The following is a 19,035-nucleotide window of genomic DNA, read 5'->3' as shown; positions in this document are numbered from 1 at the left end:
CCTGCCAAAAGGGGACAGGGTTATTTTGGTAGGTTTTATCTGCGAAAACGCCGAAGTATAAGACTGCCGTTGATTGAGAGGGGAGAGGCGGAGGCCCTCGTCGCCCTCGGCGCGGCATTGCTATAGAGACAAGGAGACCACTCATGGCACTTGAGAAGATCGACATCGACACCCTCGACCCGGCGGCGACCATTGTCGTGGCAACGGGCAACGCCCATAAGCTCACCGAGATCGAGGCCATTTTGGGCAAGGTCATGCCCGAGGTTCGCTTTGTGGCGCTCGGCCAGCTGGGCGATTTTGAGGACCCCGAGGAAAACGGCACGACGTTTTTGGAGAACGCCATCATCAAGGCGCAGGCTGCCGTCGAAGAGACGGGGCTCATGGCCATTGCCGACGATTCGGGCTTGGTCGTCGACGCGCTTGACGGCGAGCCGGGCGTGTATAGCGCGCGCTATGCGGGCGTGCACGGAGACGATGCCGCCAACAACGCCAAGCTCCTCGTTAACCTGGAAGGCGTGGCGGACGAGGACCGCACCGCGCGCTTTATGAGCGTCGTTGCGCTTATCGACACGGATGGTCTGGTCACCTATGGCGAGGGCGCCTGCGAGGGCGTTATCGCACACGAGGGCCGCGGCGATCACGGCTTTGGCTATGACCCGCTGTTCCTGCCGGTCGACACGCCGGGCAAGACCATGGCCGAGCTGACGGCGGACGAGAAGAACGCCATCAGCCATCGTTTCCACGCGCTCGAGCATCTGTCCGCCAAACTGACGGGCGAGGAGTAGGCCGTGCGTGCGGTGGTGCAGCGCGTACTCAACGCCGGCGTGACGGTCGACGGCGAGTGCGTGGGCAAAATTGGGCGCGGCTATCTGGTGCTGCTGGGCGTGGGCCACGGCGACACGCGCGCCGAGGCCGATAAGCTGTGGGGCAAGCTCCGGGGCTTGCGCATCAACGAGGACGAGAACGGCAAGACCAACCTGGCACTTGCCGATGTCGACGGCGAGGTGCTCGTGGTGTCGCAGTTCACGCTGTTCGCTGACTGCCGCCACGGTCGCCGTCCGTCGTTTACCGATGCAGGCGCGCCCGATGTTGCCAACGAGCTCTACGAGTACTTCCTGACGCTCGTTCGTCAAGATGTCGAACACGTGGCGCACGGCATCTTTGGCGCCGATATGAAAGTCGACTTGGTCAACGACGGCCCATTCACCATCGTCTTGGACACGGACAACCTTTAGGTTACGCGGTTTTACCAAACCGCGTAACAACTGGTCATGCGAGGTTGTCGTCTGGTACGTATTTGGGACGGGGTTTATTTAGCTACTTGCATATGGCGGCAGCAGGGTGCTATAGTATTAGAGTTTTGTCTATCTTAGGGGTATTATCCCCTTTTTGAATTGCACCTTCTGGAGGCCCTGTTCATGGAAGAGATGGAAGTCAATCACGTCGACGACATCCACGAGAAGCTGACCGATATGGTGGGCGATCGCGTCAAGGTGAAGGCCAACATGGGCCGCACCCGCGTCGTCGAGCGCATGGGCACCATCAAGAGCGTCCACCCCGCCGTCTTTATCGTCGAGGTTGACGAACGTCGCGGCCGCAAGTCGCGTCAGTCCTACCAGTATATCGATGTCCTCACCGGGCAGGTCGAGCTGTTCGACCCCGAGAGCGGTGAGCACATTTTTACCCCGCTCGGCAATCAGCTCGAGGAGCACTAACGGTGACCGATCGGTCCCTGACTCTTTCCGCGCCGGCAAAGATTAACCTCTACCTGGGGGTTCATACCGAGCGCGATGACCGCGGCTACCACAGGGTCGATTCCCTGATGGCAGCCGTCGGTCTTTCCGATTCCGTGACGGTCGCGCCGGCGCAGGCGCTGACCGTCCAGACGGTTCCGGCATCAGATTTTCCCATGCAAAAGAATACGGCGTATCGGGCTGCGGTTGCTATGGCCGAGCATTATGGTCGCGAGGCAAACATCTGCGTGACGATTGAGAAGCGCATTCCATTGTGCGCCGGCTTGGGCGGCCCCTCGACGGATGCGGCCGCGGTCATTGTCGCCTTGGCGGAGCTCTGGGGAATTGATCGCACCGACCCCGCGCTCGACGACATTGCGCGGGGTATTGGTGCTGACGTCCCGTTCTTTTTGCACGCGAGCCTTGCGTTCTACGTAGGTGGGGGAGACGTGCTGGCAACTGAGTATCCCGCGCTGCCCGCAACGCCCGTCGTGTTGGTCAAGCCGCGCGAGGCAAGCGTTTCGACAATTGAAGCCTATCGACGTTTTGACGAGGCTCCGGTGCCTGCAGACAAGCCCGGCGCGATGGCTTCTGCCTTGCATGCTGGTGATGCCGAGACGGCATATGCGCTCATCCATAACAACCTGGGTGTCATTTCCGCACAGATGGAGCCGCAGATTCAAATGGTTCTCGATTGGCTGCGTAAACAGGACGGCACCGTTGCTGTAGATGTGTGCGGATCGGGTGCCTGCTCATTTGCCATTTGCGACACCGCCGCCACGGCCGAAAGGCTTGCCGACGCTGCCCTGCAAAACGGCTGGTGGTCCTGCGCGACGGAGCTCATTCCCAACACGGTTCGCATCGAAGTGCCAAAGTAGTAAAAATTTCTCTAGCACACGACGGAAATCTTTGTTACTATAGTCGAGCTAACGGGTTGTGGCTCAGTTTGGTAGAGCACTGCGTTCGGGACGCAGGGGTCGCTGGTTCAAATCCAGTCAACCCGACCAGAGCATGAGGAGGGATCGCTTCTTGCGGTCCCTTTTTTTAGCTATTGTTGTGATACCGCGATACCCGCGGTATACTCATTCGAGCTTGTCTCGCTGTATTGTGGAGGTCTACATGTTTGGACTGAGGGCTCCTGAGCTCATCATTATTCTCGTCGTTGTCCTGATTATCTTCGGGCCCAAGAACCTGCCGAAGCTCGGCAAGTCCCTCGGCTCTACCGTCAAGAATATCCGCGAGGGTATGGAGGGCGACGATAAGGCCGAGACCAAGCAGGCCGAGGAGGTCGTGGTCGAGCAGTCCGAGGAGGACAAGGAGATCGCTGAGCTCGAGGCCAAGCTCGCTGCTGCCAAGAAGAAGCAGGCAGAGGACAGCGACGCGGACGCAGAGTAGTCCCATCCCTTTGGGGTGAGCACCTGACCGGCTTGCCCGCAGGCTAGCCGGTCTTTTTCGTTTTGTTGACAGTTGATTGTTTGATCAGAGTTGGGGAGATATCCGTATGGACGCAAGCCAGATCGTACTGACCGCTGAGGGCCGCCAGAAGCTCGTCGAGGAGCTCGCTTGGCGTGAGGGCGATTACGCCAAGGAGATCGTCGAGGACATCAAGGAAGCCCGCGCGTTCGGCGACCTTTCGGAGAACTCCGAGTACGATGCCGCCAAGGACAAGCAGGCCCAGAACGCCGCTCGTATTGCCGAGATCCAGGCCATCCTTGCCAACGCTCAGGTTGCTGCCACCACAGGTGATCTGACCGTCTCCATCGGTTCCACCGTTTCTCTGATTGATCCCAACGGTGAGGTCATGGAAGTCACGCTCGTCGGTACCACCGAGACCAACTCGCTCGAGCACAAGATTTCCAACGAGTCTCCGGTCGGCCACGCCATCATCGGTCACGGCGAGGGCGACTCCGTCGAGGTCGTTACGCCTTCCGGCAAGACCCGCGTCTACACCATCGCCAAGATTGCACGCTAGACCACGGTCCCGCGTAAAGGTATGTTTTCGCTCCCTGGGACCGAATCCTGGGGAGCGTTTTAGTTTGAGGAGCTAACTTATGGCAGAGAACCAGAACGCCGCAGATCAGGCATCGACGCTCAACGACGAGCGCGCCACCCGCCTGGCCAAGCGCGCCGCCCTGTTCGAGGCGGGCCAGAACCCCTATCCCGAGCACTCTGAGCTTGAGGACTACGTTGCCGATATCGAGACTAAGTACGCCGAGCTTGCCGATGGCGAGGACACCGAGGACGTCGTGAAGATCGCCGGCCGTGTGGTCGCCAAGCGCGGTCAGGGCAAGATCATGTTCATCGTCGTGCGCGATGCGACTGCCGAGATTCAGCTGTTCTGCCGAATCAACGACATGGACGAGGCTGCCTGGAATACGCTCAAGTCCCTCGATCTGGGCGACATCCTGGGCGTGACCGGCGTGGTCGTGCGCACCCAGCGCGGCCAGCTTTCCGTTGCCCCTAAGAGCGCGACCCTGCTTGCCAAGGCCGTTCGTCCGCTGCCCGAGAAGTTCCACGGTCTTTCCGACAAGGAGACCCGCTATCGCCAGCGCTATGTCGACCTGATCGCCAACGACGACGTTCGCGAGACCTTCCGTAAGCGTTCGCAGATCCTCTCCACCTTCCGTCGCTTTATGGAGTCCGACGGCTACATGGAGGTCGAGACCCCCATCCTGCAGACCATCCAGGGCGGCGCTACTGCCAAGCCGTTCATCACGCACTTCAACGCGCTCGATCAGGAGTGCTACCTGCGTATTGCCACCGAGCTGCACCTCAAGCGCTGCATCGTCGGTGGTTTTGAGCGCGTGTTCGAGATCGGCCGTATCTTCCGTAACGAGGGCATGGACCTTACCCACAACCCCGAGTTCACCACGATGGAGGCCTACCGTGCCTTCTCCGACCTCGAGGGCATGAAGGCGCTCGCCCAGGGCGTTATTAAGGCGGCTAACAAGGCCATCGGCAATCCCGAGGTCATCGAGTACCAGGGCCAGACCATCGACCTTTCTGGTGAGTGGGCCAGCCGTCCCATGACCGACATCGTCTCCGACGTGCTCGGCAAGCAGGTCACCATCGACACGCCGGTCGAGGAGCTTGCTGCCGCCGCACGCGAGAAGGGCCTGGAGATTAAGCCCGAGTGGACCGCCGGCAAGATCATCGCCGAGGTTTACGATGAGCTGGGCGAGGACACCATCGTCAACCCGACATTCGTGTGCGATTACCCCATCGAGGTCAGCCCGCTCGCCAAGCGTTTTGAGGACGACCCGCGCCTGACGCACCGCTTTGAGCTGGTTATCGCCGGCCACGAGTACGCCAACGCGTTCTCCGAGCTCAACGACCCGGTCGACCAGGCCGAGCGCTTTGCCGCCCAGATGGCTGAGAAGGCTGGCGGCGACGACGAGGCCATGGAGTACGACGAGGACTACGTGCGCGCCCTCGAGTACGGTATGCCTCCCGCGGGCGGCATCGGTATCGGTATCGACCGCGTGGTCATGCTGCTCACCAACCAGGCTTCCATCCGCGACGTGCTACTGTTCCCGCACATGAAGCCCGAGAAGGGTTTCCAGTCCGGTGCCGCTGCCGCTAAGGCTGCTGAGGCCGGCAACACCGCGAGCCCGTTCGTCAAGCCGCTCAAGCCCACGGTTGATTACTCCAAGATCGCCGTCGAGCCGCTGTTTGAGGAGTTCGTCGACTTTGATACCTTCTCCAAGAGCGATTTCCGCGCTGTGAAGGTCAAGGCGTGCGAGGCCGTCAAGAAGTCCAAGAAGCTGCTGAACTTTACGCTCGACGACGGCACTGGCACCGACCGTACCATCCTCTCCGGCATTCACGGTTATTATGAGCCCGAGGACCTGGTCGGCAAGACGCTGCTCGCCATCACCAACCTGCCTCCGCGCAAGATGATGGGCATTCCCAGCTGCGGCATGCTCATCAGCGCTATCCACGAGGAGGATGGTGAGGAGCGTCTCAACCTGATCCAGCTCGACGCCTCCATCCCCGCCGGCGCAAAGATGTACTAACTAGTTACGCGGTTCGTAGAACCGCGTAACGGCTCGACGCTGCGCGGGCCGCATTTGGACAATCTGACGTTCAACTTCAAGGGCGCGACCAGAAGGTCAGCGCCCTTTCGTTTCACGTCACCTTGTCTCAAATGCGGCCCGCTCGCTGACTTATGCTCAACCTATGGTGTCATCTCGCCCCAAAAGGACCTTGCTCGCTCTGGCGGGCTTTCGCTGTCGTTGCCAAAACATCGGCGTTGCCTTGGCCGTCAATAGTCATTGGGGACGTTCTTAAACGACTACCCAACGGCTATTGAGCACATGGCTCGCATGGCAGCCGTCTCTTTTATGTTTCCTTTAGCCGTTGCTGCCTAGGATGGGGGTTAGTCGATAGGAAGGGAGCACCGGGATGGACGATGCGAGCGAGCGCGCAATCGAAAAGGACATGCTCGATCAGTTCAATTACTTTGATGATGAGGACGAGGAGCTGATCGACCGTCGCGAGCCAGCGCCGCTTGATTCCTTTGATCTGGTCGATGAAGAGGCTGATGAGGTTGAGGGTGAATCAGTGGAGCCCCCACAGTCTTCGCGCCTTGACTCGCTGCTTTCGAGAGCCCCCATGCACCACGGTGTTCGTGCCGGCGCACTCCATATGAAAACAGACTGGCACCAGATCGTGACGGCAGGCGATGAGCTTGCCGTCGATGCGCCGCTCACCGATAAGTCATCCATCATCTGCCGCACCGGTATGCTTATGCTCGCGAGCGGAACGGGTGCCTGGCGTGTACGCGATACCATGAATCGCGTTGCCGCCGTACTCGGTGTCACCGTCCACGTTGACTTAAGTCTTCTGTCGTTTGAGTGCACCTGCATCGAAGATGGCCACTGCTTTAACGAGGTTGTCAGCCTGCCCACAACGGGAGTCAATACCCATCGCATTTGGATGATGGAGAGCTTCCTAAAGGAAATCGAGACGTATGGGCGCCGGTTTACCGTGCACGAATACCACGAGATGCTCAAGACCGTTGAGAGTTCAAAACCCGATTACTCTCCCTGGCAACAGGGCCTTGCGGCAGCTTGTGCTTGCGGCGCCTTCGTCTTTTTGCTCGGCGGCGGCCCTATCGAGATGGCCTGCGCATTCGTAGGCGCTGGTGTTGGCAACTTTGCTCGCTCTCATATTCTCAAGCAGGGTCTTGGCCAGTTTAGCGCGCTGACGATTGGCGTTGCGCTCGCTTGCGTTTCGTATCTGCTGGCATTGCTCGGCCTTGGCCAGGTCGTACCGGGGGCAATGTCGCACCAAGAAGGCTATATCGGCGCCATGCTCTTTGTGATTCCCGGCTTTCCCCTCATTACGGCAGGCCTCGACATCGCTAAGCTCGATATGCGAAGCGGCATTGAGCGTCTTTCGTATGCCGTGTCGATTATTGTGATGGCGACCCTTGTGGGCTGGATGGTTGCAGAGTGTGTGGGGCTGGCACCGGATGATTTTGCCCCGCTCGGCCTTTCGCCGCTTGCCCTTACGCTCCTGCGCGTGGTGATGAGCTTCGTTGGCGTATTCGGCTTCTCGGTGATGTTCAACAGCCCGGTAAAGATGGCCGCGGCAGCTGGGCTGATCGGCGCCGTGTCCAATACCTTGCGCCTTACGCTCGTCGATGCGCCGGCGCTGTTTCCCTTTCTGGGCCTGAGCGTAGGTATGCCTCCCGAGGCGGCAGCGTTTATTGGCGCGCTGGTATCGGGGCTGCTCGCGAGCTTAGCCGAAATCAAGCTCACCTACCCACGTATCGCCCTCACGGTGCCATCGATTGTCATTATGGTGCCGGGCTTGTATCTGTATCGCTCGATGTATTACATGTGCACCTTCGACACGGTCAATATGCTCGGCTGGTTTGTGCGTGCAGTGCTCATCGTGGCGTTTTTGCCCGTTGGCCTGGGTGTGGCGCGTACGCTCACCGACCCTCGCTGGCGCCACACCAGCTAATTGGTGCAAATGAAACTGATCCGCAAAACATGAACGTGGATAATCTCCCGTTTTTGGCCTGTTTACGGGCTCAAAACGGGAGATTATCCACGCTCGTGGAATGGGTGTCCGAAAATCCACGCTCGTTGGGCCGATGCAGACGCACCTGGCAATTCCTTTTTTGTAGACGTTGTCGTATGGCTGCATGCGGAAAAGGCCCCAGCGGTTAACATATACTCCATATGGGTAAAGAGACCAAAGCGCCGCCACGAGTGGCGCTTTGCGTTTTAAAAAACTAGCTCGTCTAAGAGGAACTAGCATGTTAGACCGTTTTACCGATCGCGCGCGTAAGGTCATGTCCATGGCCAAGCAAGAAGCGCTCGATCTTCACTCAAATAAGGTGGGTACCGAGCACCTGCTGCTCGCACTCGCCAAGGAGGACGAGGGCATTGCCGCCGAGGCTCTGCGTTCGCTCGACATCTCCTACGATGACATCATGGACACGCTCAAAGAGGTCCAGACCACGGTTCCCGAGCCCAGTGAGGAGACCGAGGCGGCCAAGCTCGCCTTTACGCCGCTCGTCATTAGCGTGATGGAGCGTTCATTCCGCGTGGCGCGTGAGAACAACCAGACCTACGTGTCGACCGAGCACTTGCTGATCGGCATCGTCGAAGAGGGCAACGGCATGGCCATGGACATCCTCATGCGCCTGGGCGTGTCGTCCGCCTCCATCAAAAAGGCTATCGAGAAACTCACTGCCAAGGACCAGGACAAGAAGCGTCCGCTCGCCGGTGCCGGTGCTGGTCGTCCCGGTGCGGGCCTGCCGTTCTTTAGCGGCTCGGATGCCTCTCAGCAAAAGGGGAGTGGTACCGATACGCTTAAGCAGTTCGCGACCAACCTTACGCAGAAGGCCCGCGACGGTGAGCTCGACCCCGTGATTGGTCGCGAAAAGGAAGTCCAGCGTATGATGGAGATCCTTTCGCGCCGCACCAAGAACAACCCGCTCATCCTGGGCGATCCCGGCGTGGGCAAGACGGCCATCGTCGAGGGTCTGGCCCAACAGATCGCCGCCGGCAACGTGCCCGAGAACCTCATGAACCAGAATATCTGGACGCTCGACCTGCCGGGTCTCGTTGCGGGCGCCAAGTATCGCGGTGAGTTCGAGGAGCGCCTCAAGAACGTGATCCAGGAGGCAACCGAGGCCGACGACGTCATCCTGTTTATCGATGAGATGCACACCATCATCGGTGCCGGTTCCGCCGAGGGCTCCATCGACGCGAGCTCCATGCTCAAGCCGGTGCTCGCGCGCGGCGCCTTCCAGATTATCGGTGCCACCACGGCCGAGGAGTTCCGCAAGTACCTCACCAAGGACCCGGCCTTCGAGCGTCGTTTCCAGACCATCGATGTCGAGGAGCCGAGCGTCGAGGATACAGTCAAGATCTTGACCGCGCTCAAGCCGCGCTACGAGGAGCACCACCACGTGCGCTATACACAGGGTGCCATCGAGGCCGCCGCGAACCTCTCCAACCGCTACATCCAGGATCGCTTCCTGCCCGATAAGGCAATCGACCTCATCGACGAGGCCGGTGCCCGCGCTCGCATCGCCGCCAACCGCGCGCCCGAGCCGGTGCGCGAGGCCGAGCATCGCATAGAGGAGCTCAAGGCCGCCGCGCAGGAGGCCACCGAGGGCGACGACATGAACAAGGCCGCCGAGATCACCGAGCAGCAGAAGGCTGCCGAGATTGAACTCGCCGAGGCCAAGGCTGCCTGGACCGCCGAGCTCGACGCCAGCCCGCTCACCATCGACGTGAGTCAGATTGCCGACATCGTGTCCGTGACCTCTGGCGTGCCGGTTTCCTCGCTCACCGAGAGCGAGAGCCGTCGCCTGCTGCAGACCGAAAGCGTGCTCAAGACCCGCATTATCGGCCAGGACGAGGCCGTCGAGGCCGTCGCCAAGGCCGTGCGCCGCAGCCGCTCGCCGCTCAAGGACCCGCGTCGTCCCGGCGGCAGCTTTATCTTCCTGGGTCCCACCGGCACGGGCAAGACCGAGCTCGCCAAGACGCTCGCCGAGTATCTCTTTGGCAGCAAAGACGCGCTCATCAGCTTCGACATGTCCGAGTTCGGTAGCGAGTTCGAGGTCTCCAAGCTCATCGGTAGCCCTCCGGGCTACGTCGGTCACGACGAGGGCGGCCAGCTCACCAAGGCCGTTCGTCGCCACCCGTACTCGGTCGTGCTGTTCGACGAGATCGAGAAGGCGCACCCCGATATCTTCAACATCTTGCTGCAGGTGCTGGAGGAGGGCCGCCTGACCGATAGCCAGGGCAAGACGGTCGACTTCCGCAACACCGTGATCATCATGACGTCCAATGTGGGCGCCCGCGAGATTGCGCAGGATGCGAGCGTGGGCTTTGGCACCACCGGCGAGCAGGGTCTCACGTCGAGTGAGATCCGTGGTCGCGCGATGGGCGAGCTCAAGCGCCTGTTCCGCCCCGAGCTGCTCAACCGTATCGACGACATTGTTGTGTTCCAGAAGCTCTCGGGCGAGAATCTCACCAAGATCGCGCACCTGCTGGTGGACGACCTGCGCCAGCGTCTGATTGCCAACGGCATGAACATCAAGCTCACCGATGCGGCCTATGACAAGATCGTGGCCGAGGGCACCGACCTCACCAACGGTGCGCGTCCGCTGCGCCGTGCTATTCAAAAGCTCATCGAGGACCCGCTGTCCGAGGAACTTCTGGCCGGCGAGTGGGGCGAGGGCGATACCGTCCTGTGCGACGTGGCCGATGGCAAGTTTGTCTTTAGCCACGGCACGGGCGAGATTCCGGCACCGCGTCCGGCAGGTACGCTCGGTGGCGATACCACCCCGGCGGCACCGCACACTGGCAGCGCCGCGCCTGTGAGTAGTGGCGTGACCTCGGGCCCCGGCGGTATGATGCAAGCTGGCTCCGGCGCGCTGTAGGGCGTGGCGACAATTTGATACGCTCAATCGAGGCGCTCTGGCAAGGGCGCCTCGATTTGTAGAGCTGCGGTGATTGTGACCGTTACGCTATACGGTCCACCGTTAGCCGATGATGCGAGGGCGCTCGGCGTTTTCGACTGGTTTATGCAAACGAAGTCTGGGAATATACAAGGCGCATGTCTTATTGTCTAACCAGTTGCGCCAAGGAGGCACCATGGACTACAAGATTACCGGCTACGAGCCCGCCCAGCTGTTCCATTTCTTTGAGGAGGTCAGCGCGATCCCCCGTGGGTCTGGCAACGAGAAGGGCATCAGCGATTTCCTGGTCGCGTTTGCCAAGGAGCGCGGCCTCGATGTGTACCAGGACGAGGTCTACAACGTCATCATTCGCAAGCCCGCATCTGCCGGTGCCGAGAATGCCCCGACCGTGATGTTGCAGGGCCATATCGACATGGTGTGCGACAAGCTGGGCTCCGTTGAGCACGACTTTACGACCGATGGTATCGATCTGGTCGTCAAGGACGGCGTCCTCACTGCTAACGGCACCACCCTGGGCGCCGACAACGGCATTGCTGTCGCGCTTATGCTTACCGTGCTCAACGACGATTCGATTGCTCATCCGGCCCTCGAGTGCGTGTTCACCACCGACGAGGAGACCGGCCTGGTTGGCGCCGAGACGCTCGACAAGTCCCAGATCAGCGCCCGTACCATGATCAACCTCGATTCCGAGGAAGAGGGCGTTGCCACCGTCAGCTGCGCCGGCGGCGTCGTCGTTACCTACACCTGCCCGATCGCGCGCGAGCATAAGACCGGTAGCACCCTCACGCTTGACATCTCCGGCCTGCTGGGCGGTCACTCCGGCAGTGATATCCACCTGGAGCGCGGCAACGGCAACCTCATCATGGCCCGCATCATCGACCGCCTGATGGTTGCCGGCGAGCCCGCCATCGTTAGCTTTAACGGTGGCACCAAGGACAACGCCATCAACCGTGAGTGCAAGGCCGAGCTGGTCTACGCCGACCACGCTGCCGCCGAGGCCGCGGCCCAGATCGCAAAGGGCATCATCGCCGACGTCACCGCCGAGCTCGAGGTCTTCGACCCCGGCTTTACCTGCACCGTCGAGATTGCCGACGACACCGAGGTCGAGGCCATGGACCAGAAGTCTGCGCTTGCCCTCATCCGCGCTCTGCGTCTTGCCCCTAACGGCGTGATTCGCCGCAACGTCGCTACCGACGGCTCCGTCGAGGTTTCCTCCAACATCGGCGTGGTCGCCACTTCTGACGACGAGGTCAAGATCATGCTGTCCCCGCGCTCCTCGATCACCTCGCTGCAAAACGAGTTCAAGGACCGCCTGCAGACGCTGGCCGATGTCCTGGGCTTCGACGCCAAGTTTGAGTTCGAGTATCCCGGCTGGAGCTATGCCGAGCATTCGCCGGTCCGCGACGTCTTTGTCGAGAGCTATCGCGAGCTCTTTGGCTCCGAGCTGCGCATCGAGTCTATTCACGCCGGCCTTGAGTGCGGCCTGTTTGCCGAGGCCCTGCACGGCCTGGACGCCATCGCCGTGGGCCCGACGCTCTCCGATGTCCACACTCCGGACGAGAGCATGGAGCTCGCTTCTGCCGAGCGCTTCTACGAGCTGCTCATCGACGTCCTCAAGCGCCTTGCCGCGTAAGGGTCGCGCTAGCAGCAGTTCGAGCCACGTGCTAGCGGATTGCAAATGACATTACGAGAGGGGGCATCCGAACTTTTGCGACGGGTGCCCCCCTCTTCTTTTAAGAAATGTGGATTGATTGGCGCCTAGCCCATATCCGCCTTGATGAGGTCGAGGGTGCGCTGGCAGTTTTCGCGGACGGGGCCGAGCATATGCTCGCGCAGGTCCGCCATGCCGGGCAGGTCGGCGTATTCGTCCATGATCTCTTCCATACAAATGGGCACCTCGTAGGCGAGGTCCATCATGGTCGCAAAGCAAAACTTCTCGGATAGCCCGGCATCGGTGAGCGCCGCCTCCAGCGCGGGGTCGCCCATACCGTGGTATCGGCGGATAGCGCCTGGACCGATGCGCCCCACTCGATTTTCGCCGCCAACGCTCATGGCAAGGCGCGCCCGGCGGCGCATACGTTCGTACGCCAAGCCCGATGCGACATCGTACATGGGTGCGAGCGCTGCGTTTGTGCCTTTGCCTAGGATGAGCGAGTAGTTTTTAGCGTGTGCGTCAGGCGCTCCGATAATGGCGTTATAGAACAACATATAGGTAAAAAGCACAAGATTCATGTGGTGGGGGACTGTGTTAATCAGTCGTTCTTGGATGTCTCGTGTGGTTGGTCCTCCGTCGGCGGTGTATTTCTGGCTTGGCAATACACCGAGCGCCTGGCAAAAGTCCTCCTGATGCAGCCTTTCGATATTTCCGCTGCTATTGACCATTCTGTCGTACCGTTCAACGACGAGCGCGGCTTCGTCTTCAAATGTGCAATAGGAGACGTTGGCAGTTGGAATGCCAACACGCCGAGCCGTTTTCATGCAGACGAATTCGTTTAAGGCCTGATGTTTGAACCCAACGACACCATTTTTGAAGATATGGGTAGTGGGGGATGACCCTAGACATTCGCACCATTGGCCATCATGCCAAGCTAGTGCAAATTTGCCTTGGTTGCCGCCCAGGGACCAGCTTTCGTTGGAGCCCATCCATGTCTCTCTTTCGTCATCGCGAATTGCTTTGAGCTTGTGAGCGATTTGAGAATTGGTAAGCGGGCGGTATGCCGAGACCCTGCCGCGGGCGGCGCCTAATTGATCGGTTCGACAAAACTGAACGGCCCCTGCGCAGTCAAGACCGATATGGCACAAGAGGGCGACGGGGTTGTTGGATGCAACGTCATACTCGGCGGCAATAGCGCGACGCTGCTCTTGGCTGTCGGGCAAAAGGCCAAATAGGAACGGGCGGACGATGTTATGGCCATACGTGCGATTGGAAAGCGGCATTGTAAGCGATAGTGGTGCTCCGCGATAGGTTGGGGCGTATACAAAGCTGCAGAGTCCATGCTCGTCTTGCCGGAGAGTGCCTGCGATTTCGCCACAAATGAGGGTCGCAAGCTCCATCTCTGCCATTTATTTCACAACCTTACAGCCAAAGGAGAGGTCTGAAGTGTCGGAAAGGCCTTGCTCGGCTGCGATTTGGGCCAGCAAGGCACCATAGGAAGATGGCGTTCCCTGTCGAGCGGGTCGTCTGCCTACGCTTGGCTTTGGCAGGGCATTCGAGTTCGCGATAGGGAGGTCCGCTTTCGTCGTCGGATGTTCGGAGGGCGATGCGATGGAGTCGTTATCGCTTTGCGCAAAGAGACCTATGCCGAGTGCGTTAAAGACGGACAGCAACTTGTCGAGTCGAATGCCGGTGGCGTCTCCTAGCTCGAGCGATGCGAGCAGGCGCTCCGAAACACTGGCCGTTTTGGCGAGGGCGGCACGGGTGAGACCCTGAGCCTCGCGTGCCTGGCGCACGTAGATGCCAGCTTGGCGCGGTGTGGTGATGGGAAGGGTATTCACGGCGATCTCCTAACGTGCAGACTTTTGCATATCAGTATGACATGCAAAAGTCTGCACGAAAAGGCCTCATGCAAAACTTTGCATTAGGCCTTGTACTGGCGTTGAGTTTTGAGCGATTGTGTTTGGCGTTACAGCGCCAAAATCCCCAGATGCTCAAGCAAGATCTTAAGTCCGATGAGGATGAGCACGATGCCGCCCACGATGGTGGCAGGTTTTTCGTAGCGCGCGCCAAAGGTGTGGCCGATCGCTACGCCGGCGACGGAGAAGATAAACGTTGTGACGCCGATAAGCGATACGGCGGGAACGATGTCGACCGAAAGCGCGGCGAACGAGATGCCCACGGCCAGGGCGTCGATTGAGGTGGCGATGGCGAGGATCAGGTACTCGCTCAGTTCAATCTTTTCGGCATTCTTGCCGTCGCCTTCATCCTCGTCCTCGGTAAAAGCCTCCCACAGCATTTTGCCGCCGATGAAGGCCAAAAGGATAAAGGCGATCCAATGGTCGATAGGTCCGATGATGGCCATGAATTGACTTCCGAGCGCCCATCCGATTACGGGCATGCCGGCCTGGAAGCCGCCAAAGAACAGGCCGAGCACTACGGCGACCTTAAGGTTGATCTTCTTCATGCCAAGGCCCTTGCAGATGGATACGGCAAAGGCGTCCATCGAAAGGCCAATGGCGAGCAGCACGAGCTCTACGAGTCCCATGGTTTGGCTCCCTCCTTGCGGGCGAACCCGCGTGTACTTCTGACAGGGGAGCAACAAAAAAGACCCGTGGCGTACGCGCCGCGCGTACAACCACGAGTCTCGTTCATTAAGGCAAGCCAGACCGTGTCGGCCAGTATGTTGACTTGCCGCGCCACCGGAGGCGAACCCGGTCACGCGACTACTCCCTCATTCATGTGAATCCCGATGCTACCACATGAACAGCTCATTTGGGTTGAGGCTCTCAGCGGTGTTCGCTCATTCTGTAAGCATCGGATTTCGCGAGCGCCGCGGGGACAAACCGTGAGAAACTATTTAGCGTTTATGGAGCGTATGCGATGGGAGCGATGCCTTGGATAAGAACGAGCTGCAAAAGCGTATGGAACAGGCCATCCGCCTGACGGCACCTGGCCAGCCGATCCGCACCGCCCTCGACATGATCATTGCTGGTCACCTGGGCGCTCTTATTTGCGTCGGCGACACCGAAAACGTGCTCGCTGCTGGTAACGACGGCTTCCCGCTCAACATTTCGTTTACCTCGAACCGCCTGTTCGAGCTTTCCAAGATGGACGGCGCCATCGTCATCGACGGCGACCTCACCCAGATCCTGCGCGCCAACTTCCACCTCAATCCCGATCCCTCGCTTGCCACGAGTGAGACGGGCATGCGTCACCGCACCGCCGCCCGCATGTCGGTGCTCACGGATGCCATCGTGATCTCGGTCTCGGCCCGTCGTGCCGTCGTCAACGTGTACGTTCACGGCAAGAGCTACGAGATCCAGCCCGTCACCACCATCATGAGCTCGGTCAACCAGCTCGTCGCCACGCTCCAGACTACCCGTCAGTCGCTCGACCGCTCCCTGCTGCGCCTGACGGCCCTCGAGCTCGACGACTACGTTACGCTCGCCGACATTACCGGGATTTTCTCGAGCTTCGAGATCATGCAGCAGGCAAAGACCGAACTTAAGGATTGCATTGTCAAGCTGGGCAACCAGGGCAAGCTCGTGCAGATGCAGCTCGAGCAGCTCGCCGGCTCCAGCATGGATACCGAGTACGACCTGATGATTCGCGACTATGCGAGCGATTCCTCCGAGGCCAATGCCGAAAAGATCCGCGCCAACCTGAGCCGTATGACGCCCAAGGACTTGTCCGACCCGCAGCATGTGGCGGCGGTTCTGGGTTACGACGACCTGGACGAGGACTCCGTCATGACACCGCTGGGCCTGCGCACGCTTTCGCGCGTGTCCGTCGTGCGCGACGGCGTCGCCGAGAAGATCGTCGACGAGTATGGATCGCTGCAGGAGCTCATGGACGACATCAGCGAGGATCCGGAGCGCCTAGGCGACTTTGGCGTCAACAACCCTGCCATTCTTGCGGACTCCCTGTACCGCATGAAGGGCACCAAACAGGGGAACGCATAATGGCGCCCGTATGCGCCGTGGTCGTTGCCGGCGGCAGTGGCCAGCGCTTTGGAAATCCCGGCGGCAAGCAGCTCGTTAACGTGGCGGGCCGTCCGCTCATGAGCTGGTCTATCCGCGCATTTGACCGTAGCAATAAGGTCGGCCACATCGTGGTGGTGTGTCCTTCCGAGCGCCGTGCCGAGATGCGCCGCCTGGCCATCGACCCGTTTGACTATGACACGCCCATCAGCTTTGCCGATGCCGGCGAGACCCGCCAGGATTCCACCCGTGCCGGCGTGCATGCGGCTCCGGCGGGTTTCGAATATGTCGCCATCCACGACGGCGCCCGTCCGCTCATTACGACCGAGGCCATCGATCATGCGATCGACGTGCTTGTGGGCGACCGTGCCCTCGACGGCGTCGTGTGCGGCCAGCCTGCCATCGACACGCTCAAGATCGTCGATGGCGACAACATCGTCGAGACGCCGCCGCGCGAGCTCTATTGGGCCGCGCAGACGCCGCAGATCTTTAGCGTCGACGCCATGAAGCGCGCTCACGCCGCTGCTATCGCCGAGGGCTTTATCGGCACCGACGATTCATCGCTGGTCGAGCGCATGGGCGGGCGCGTCCGCTGTGTCCAGAGCCCGCGCGATAACCTTAAGGTGACGGTGCCCGAGGACCTGCGTCCCGTAACCGCGATTCTGCTCGGTCGCATGGCCGAGGGAGAGGACCTTCCCCATGTTCAGTAACCTGCGCATTGGCCACGGCTACGACGTCCACCGTTTGGTGGAGGGGCGTCGATGTATCATCGGCGGGGTTGACATTCCCTACGAGCGCGGCCTGCTGGGCCACTCGGATGCCGATGTGCTCGCGCACGCCTTGGCCGACGCCATTCTGGGCGCCTGCCGCGGGGGAGATATCGGCAAGCTATTCCCCGACACCGATCCCGCCTACGAGGGTGCCGATTCGATGGTGCTGCTCGCTCGCGTGATGGACTATGCGCGCGAGCTTGGCTTTGAGTTTGTCGATGCCGATTGCACCATTGCCTGCCAGCAACCCAAGATCACTCCGCACCGCGATGCCATGCGCGCCAACCTTGCCCATGCCCTGGGTGTCGACGTCGAAAACGTGGGCGTCGCCGCCACCACGACCGAAAAGCTCGGTTGGGAAGGCCAGGGCGAGGGAATTGGCGCCTGGGCCGTCTGCCTGCTACAGAAAACCGTTAAGGAGTAACGAATGCGTATCTACAACAGCGCTACCCATAAAAAGGAAGAGTTCCAGCCCATCGAGTCCGGCAAGGTCCGCATGTACGTGTGCGGCCCCACGGTCTACGACAACATACACATCGGCAATGCCCGCACGTTCATCAGTTTTGACGTGATTCGTCGCTGGCTCATCGCGAGCGGCTACGAGGTCACGTTCGCCCAGAACCTCACCGATGTCGACGACAAGATCATCAAGCGCGCCAACGAGCAGGGCCGTACGGCTGCCGAGGTCGCGACGGAGTTCTCGGATAAGTTCATCGGCGTCATGCGCGCCGCCAACGTGCTCGATCCCGATGTGCGCCCCCGCGCCACCAAGGAGATCGGCCCCATGATCGCCATGATCAAGACGCTCATCGAGCAGGGCCACGCTTACGCCGCCGATAACGGCGACGTGTACTTTGCCGTGCGCAGCGATCCCAACTATGGCCAGGTCTCGGGCCGCAACATCGATGACCTTATGGTTGGTGCACGTATCGAGGAGAACGAGGACAAGAACGACCCGCTCGACTTTGCCCTGTGGAAGGCCGCAAAGCCCGGCGAGCCCAGCTGGCCGAGCCCCTGGGGCGAGGGCCGTCCCGGTTGGCACACCGAGTGCGCCGCCATGGTGCACCGCTACCTGGGCACCCCAATTGACATTCATGGCGGCGGCTCCGACCTTGCCTTCCCGCATCACGAGAACGAGTGCGCCCAGGCTACCTGCGCCTGGCACCAGGGCTTTTCCAACACCTGGATGCACACGGGCATGCTGCTGGTTGACGGCGAGAAGATGTCCAAGTCGCTCGGAAACTTCTTTACGCTGGCCGAGGTCCTCGAGCAGCACTCCGCTGCCGCCCTGCGCCTGCTGATGCTGCAGACGAGTTATCGCTCGCCGCTCGACTTTTCTTGGGAGCGCCTGGAGGGTGCCGAGAACTCACTCACGCGTATCGCCGGTACGGTCGAGAACCTGCGCTGGGCCGCGAACCATGCGACGGCCGATGCCGATGAGGCAGCATCCGAGGCGTTTGCCGCCAAGGCCGCCGAGACCCGTGCCACCTTTAAGGAGTGCATGGACGACGACTTTAACACTGCCGGTGCCATGGGTGCTGTCTTTGGCTTTGTGACCGAGTGCAACCAGTACCTGGAGCAGGCGGGCGATGCTGCCGACAAGGCCGCTGCGCTTGCTGCCGCCGATACGCTGGTTGAGCTGCTCGACACATTTGGCGTTGAGCTTCCCGAGCCCAAGGTCGAGCTGCCGCTGGGCCTGCTGGGCGTTGCCGCCGGCCTGGTCGCCTACACGGGCGACGACGTGGACGAGGCCGCTGCCAAGATTCTCGAGGCCCGCGCCGAGGCCCGTGCCGCCAAGAACTGGGACCTGGCAGACGCCATCCGCGACCAGCTCAAGGACCTGGGTCTGACGATTGAAGATACGGCCGCTGGTACCCGTATCAAGTCTCTCTAATCCCTACGGGTTTCCCAAGCACCCGACCGCCCGAGCCACGGCACCTTG

The 19,035-nt window shown here is 60.5% G+C and carries 17 protein-coding genes and 1 tRNA gene; 15 read left to right on the top strand and 3 right to left on the bottom strand.

Going from position 1 to position 19,035, the window contains the following annotated elements; genetic code table 11:
• Positions 1-143 precede the first annotated feature (143 nt).
• The 11 genes from rdgB to DW943_RS04050 all read left to right on the top strand — a co-directional run bounded on the left by rdgB (position 144) and on the right by DW943_RS04050 (position 12,319).
• Complete coding sequence (gene rdgB / locus DW943_RS04100) at positions 144-785, top strand: RdgB/HAM1 family non-canonical purine NTP pyrophosphatase (RefSeq protein ID WP_022094898.1); 642 nt, start codon at positions 144-146, stop codon at positions 783-785.
• A gap of 3 nt (positions 786-788) precedes the next feature.
• Positions 789-1,235, top strand: a complete 447-nt coding sequence (gene dtd / locus DW943_RS04095; RefSeq protein WP_089572532.1) for a D-aminoacyl-tRNA deacylase — start codon at positions 789-791, stop codon at positions 1,233-1,235.
• A 183-nt stretch (positions 1,236-1,418) separates the two neighbouring features.
• A complete protein-coding gene (locus tag DW943_RS04090; RefSeq protein ID WP_006234957.1) occupies positions 1,419-1,715 on the top strand; it encodes a Veg family protein in 297 nt (98 codons plus the stop codon).
• A gap of 2 nt (positions 1,716-1,717) precedes the next feature.
• On the top strand, positions 1,718-2,611 hold the full coding sequence (ispE, locus tag DW943_RS04085) for a 4-(cytidine 5'-diphospho)-2-C-methyl-D-erythritol kinase (protein WP_117862250.1): 894 nt from the start codon (positions 1,718-1,720) through the stop codon (positions 2,609-2,611).
• A 52-nt stretch (positions 2,612-2,663) separates the two neighbouring features.
• A tRNA-Pro gene (locus tag DW943_RS04080) sits at positions 2,664-2,740 on the top strand.
• 112 nt (positions 2,741-2,852) lie between these two features.
• Positions 2,853-3,128 (top strand): twin-arginine translocase TatA/TatE family subunit, encoded by a 276-nt coding sequence (tatA, locus tag DW943_RS04075; RefSeq protein ID WP_022094895.1) that lies wholly within the window; start codon positions 2,853-2,855, stop codon positions 3,126-3,128.
• A 106-nt stretch (positions 3,129-3,234) separates the two neighbouring features.
• Positions 3,235-3,705 (top strand): transcription elongation factor GreA, encoded by a 471-nt coding sequence (gene greA, locus DW943_RS04070; protein WP_006234960.1) that lies wholly within the window; start codon positions 3,235-3,237, stop codon positions 3,703-3,705.
• A gap of 79 nt (positions 3,706-3,784) precedes the next feature.
• Entirely contained in the window at positions 3,785-5,749 is a 1,965-nt protein-coding gene (gene lysS, locus DW943_RS04065; RefSeq protein ID WP_117758660.1) for a lysine--tRNA ligase, read from the top strand.
• A 388-nt stretch (positions 5,750-6,137) separates the two neighbouring features.
• On the top strand, positions 6,138-7,706 hold the full coding sequence (locus DW943_RS04060; protein WP_199572772.1) for a threonine/serine exporter ThrE family protein: 1,569 nt from the start codon (positions 6,138-6,140) through the stop codon (positions 7,704-7,706).
• A gap of 298 nt (positions 7,707-8,004) precedes the next feature.
• Positions 8,005-10,647: an ATP-dependent Clp protease ATP-binding subunit gene (locus DW943_RS04055; protein WP_117862249.1), complete on the top strand. Its 2,643-nt coding sequence runs from the start codon at positions 8,005-8,007 to the stop codon at positions 10,645-10,647.
• Positions 10,648-10,861: 214 nt separating this feature from the next.
• A complete protein-coding gene (locus DW943_RS04050; protein ID WP_117862248.1) occupies positions 10,862-12,319 on the top strand; it encodes an aminoacyl-histidine dipeptidase in 1,458 nt (485 codons plus the stop codon).
• 125 nt (positions 12,320-12,444) lie between these two features.
• Here DW943_RS04050 and DW943_RS04045 read toward each other — a convergent pair whose 3' ends face one another.
• The 3 genes from DW943_RS04045 to DW943_RS04035 form a co-directional block, all read right to left on the bottom strand.
• Complete coding sequence (locus DW943_RS04045) at positions 12,445-13,749, bottom strand: type II toxin-antitoxin system HipA family toxin (RefSeq protein ID WP_117843608.1); 1,305 nt, start codon at positions 13,747-13,749, stop codon at positions 12,445-12,447.
• Positions 13,750-14,181 (bottom strand): helix-turn-helix domain-containing protein, encoded by a 432-nt coding sequence (locus tag DW943_RS04040; RefSeq protein ID WP_158556873.1) that lies wholly within the window; start codon positions 14,179-14,181, stop codon positions 13,750-13,752.
• Between the two features lie 128 nt (positions 14,182-14,309).
• A complete protein-coding gene (locus tag DW943_RS04035; protein ID WP_117862247.1) occupies positions 14,310-14,888 on the bottom strand; it encodes a manganese efflux pump MntP family protein in 579 nt (192 codons plus the stop codon).
• 376 nt (positions 14,889-15,264) lie between these two features.
• Between DW943_RS04035 and disA the strand changes: the two genes are divergently transcribed.
• Genes disA through cysS form a run of 4 tightly spaced genes read left to right on the top strand, consistent with a single transcriptional unit; the run spans position 15,265 to position 18,987 of the window.
• A complete protein-coding gene (gene disA, locus DW943_RS04030) occupies positions 15,265-16,305 on the top strand; it encodes a DNA integrity scanning diadenylate cyclase DisA (RefSeq protein ID WP_369831362.1) in 1,041 nt (346 codons plus the stop codon).
• The gene (gene ispD, locus DW943_RS04025) at positions 16,305-17,033 is read left to right on the top strand and encodes a 2-C-methyl-D-erythritol 4-phosphate cytidylyltransferase (protein ID WP_117758651.1); all 729 of its coding nucleotides are present in this window, start codon (positions 16,305-16,307) and stop codon (positions 17,031-17,033) included. The genes disA and ispD overlap by 1 nt, the downstream gene beginning before the upstream one ends.
• Positions 17,023-17,517 carry a 2-C-methyl-D-erythritol 2,4-cyclodiphosphate synthase gene (gene ispF / locus DW943_RS04020; RefSeq protein WP_006234975.1) on the top strand — a complete coding sequence of 165 codons (495 nt, stop codon included), beginning with the start codon at positions 17,023-17,025 and terminating at the stop codon, positions 17,515-17,517. Before ispD ends, ispF begins: the two co-directional genes overlap by 11 nt.
• A 3-nt stretch (positions 17,518-17,520) precedes the next feature.
• Positions 17,521-18,987, top strand: coding sequence for a cysteine--tRNA ligase (gene cysS, locus DW943_RS04015; protein WP_117736538.1), 1,467 nt, complete (start codon positions 17,521-17,523; stop codon positions 18,985-18,987).
• Positions 18,988-19,035: the final 48 nt, after the last annotated feature.

This window comes from Collinsella sp. AM44-11, from assembly GCF_003467145.1.
In the GTDB taxonomy this organism is placed as follows: Bacteria; Actinomycetota; Coriobacteriia; order Coriobacteriales; family Coriobacteriaceae; genus Collinsella.
The sequence above is the reverse complement of the archived record's forward strand: the minus strand, read 5'-3'. Positions and strand labels throughout refer to the sequence as shown.

What these genes read in the sequence shown, in the direction of transcription:
- rdgB (WP_022094898.1), top strand. Translation starts at nt 144, where the DNA reads ATGGCACTTGAGAAGATCGACATCGACACCCTCGACCCGGCGGCGACC.
- DW943_RS04090 (WP_006234957.1), top strand. Translation starts at nt 1,419, where the DNA reads ATGGAAGAGATGGAAGTCAATCACGTCGACGACATCCACGAGAAGCTG.
- tatA (WP_022094895.1), top strand. Translation starts at nt 2,853, where the DNA reads ATGTTTGGACTGAGGGCTCCTGAGCTCATCATTATTCTCGTCGTTGTC.
- greA (WP_006234960.1), top strand. Translation starts at nt 3,235, where the DNA reads ATGGACGCAAGCCAGATCGTACTGACCGCTGAGGGCCGCCAGAAGCTC.
- lysS (WP_117758660.1), top strand. Translation starts at nt 3,785, where the DNA reads ATGGCAGAGAACCAGAACGCCGCAGATCAGGCATCGACGCTCAACGAC.
- DW943_RS04060 (WP_199572772.1), top strand. Translation starts at nt 6,138, where the DNA reads ATGGACGATGCGAGCGAGCGCGCAATCGAAAAGGACATGCTCGATCAG.
- DW943_RS04055 (WP_117862249.1), top strand. Translation starts at nt 8,005, where the DNA reads ATGTTAGACCGTTTTACCGATCGCGCGCGTAAGGTCATGTCCATGGCC.
- DW943_RS04050 (WP_117862248.1), top strand. Translation starts at nt 10,862, where the DNA reads ATGGACTACAAGATTACCGGCTACGAGCCCGCCCAGCTGTTCCATTTC.
- DW943_RS04045 (WP_117843608.1), bottom strand. Translation starts at nt 13,749, where the DNA reads ATGGCAGAGATGGAGCTTGCGACCCTCATTTGTGGCGAAATCGCAGGC.
- DW943_RS04035 (WP_117862247.1), bottom strand. Translation starts at nt 14,888, where the DNA reads ATGGGACTCGTAGAGCTCGTGCTGCTCGCCATTGGCCTTTCGATGGAC.
- disA (WP_369831362.1), top strand. Translation starts at nt 15,265, where the DNA reads ATGGAACAGGCCATCCGCCTGACGGCACCTGGCCAGCCGATCCGCACC.
- ispD (WP_117758651.1), top strand. Translation starts at nt 16,305, where the DNA reads ATGGCGCCCGTATGCGCCGTGGTCGTTGCCGGCGGCAGTGGCCAGCGC.
- ispF (WP_006234975.1), top strand. Translation starts at nt 17,023, where the DNA reads ATGTTCAGTAACCTGCGCATTGGCCACGGCTACGACGTCCACCGTTTG.
- cysS (WP_117736538.1), top strand. Translation starts at nt 17,521, where the DNA reads ATGCGTATCTACAACAGCGCTACCCATAAAAAGGAAGAGTTCCAGCCC.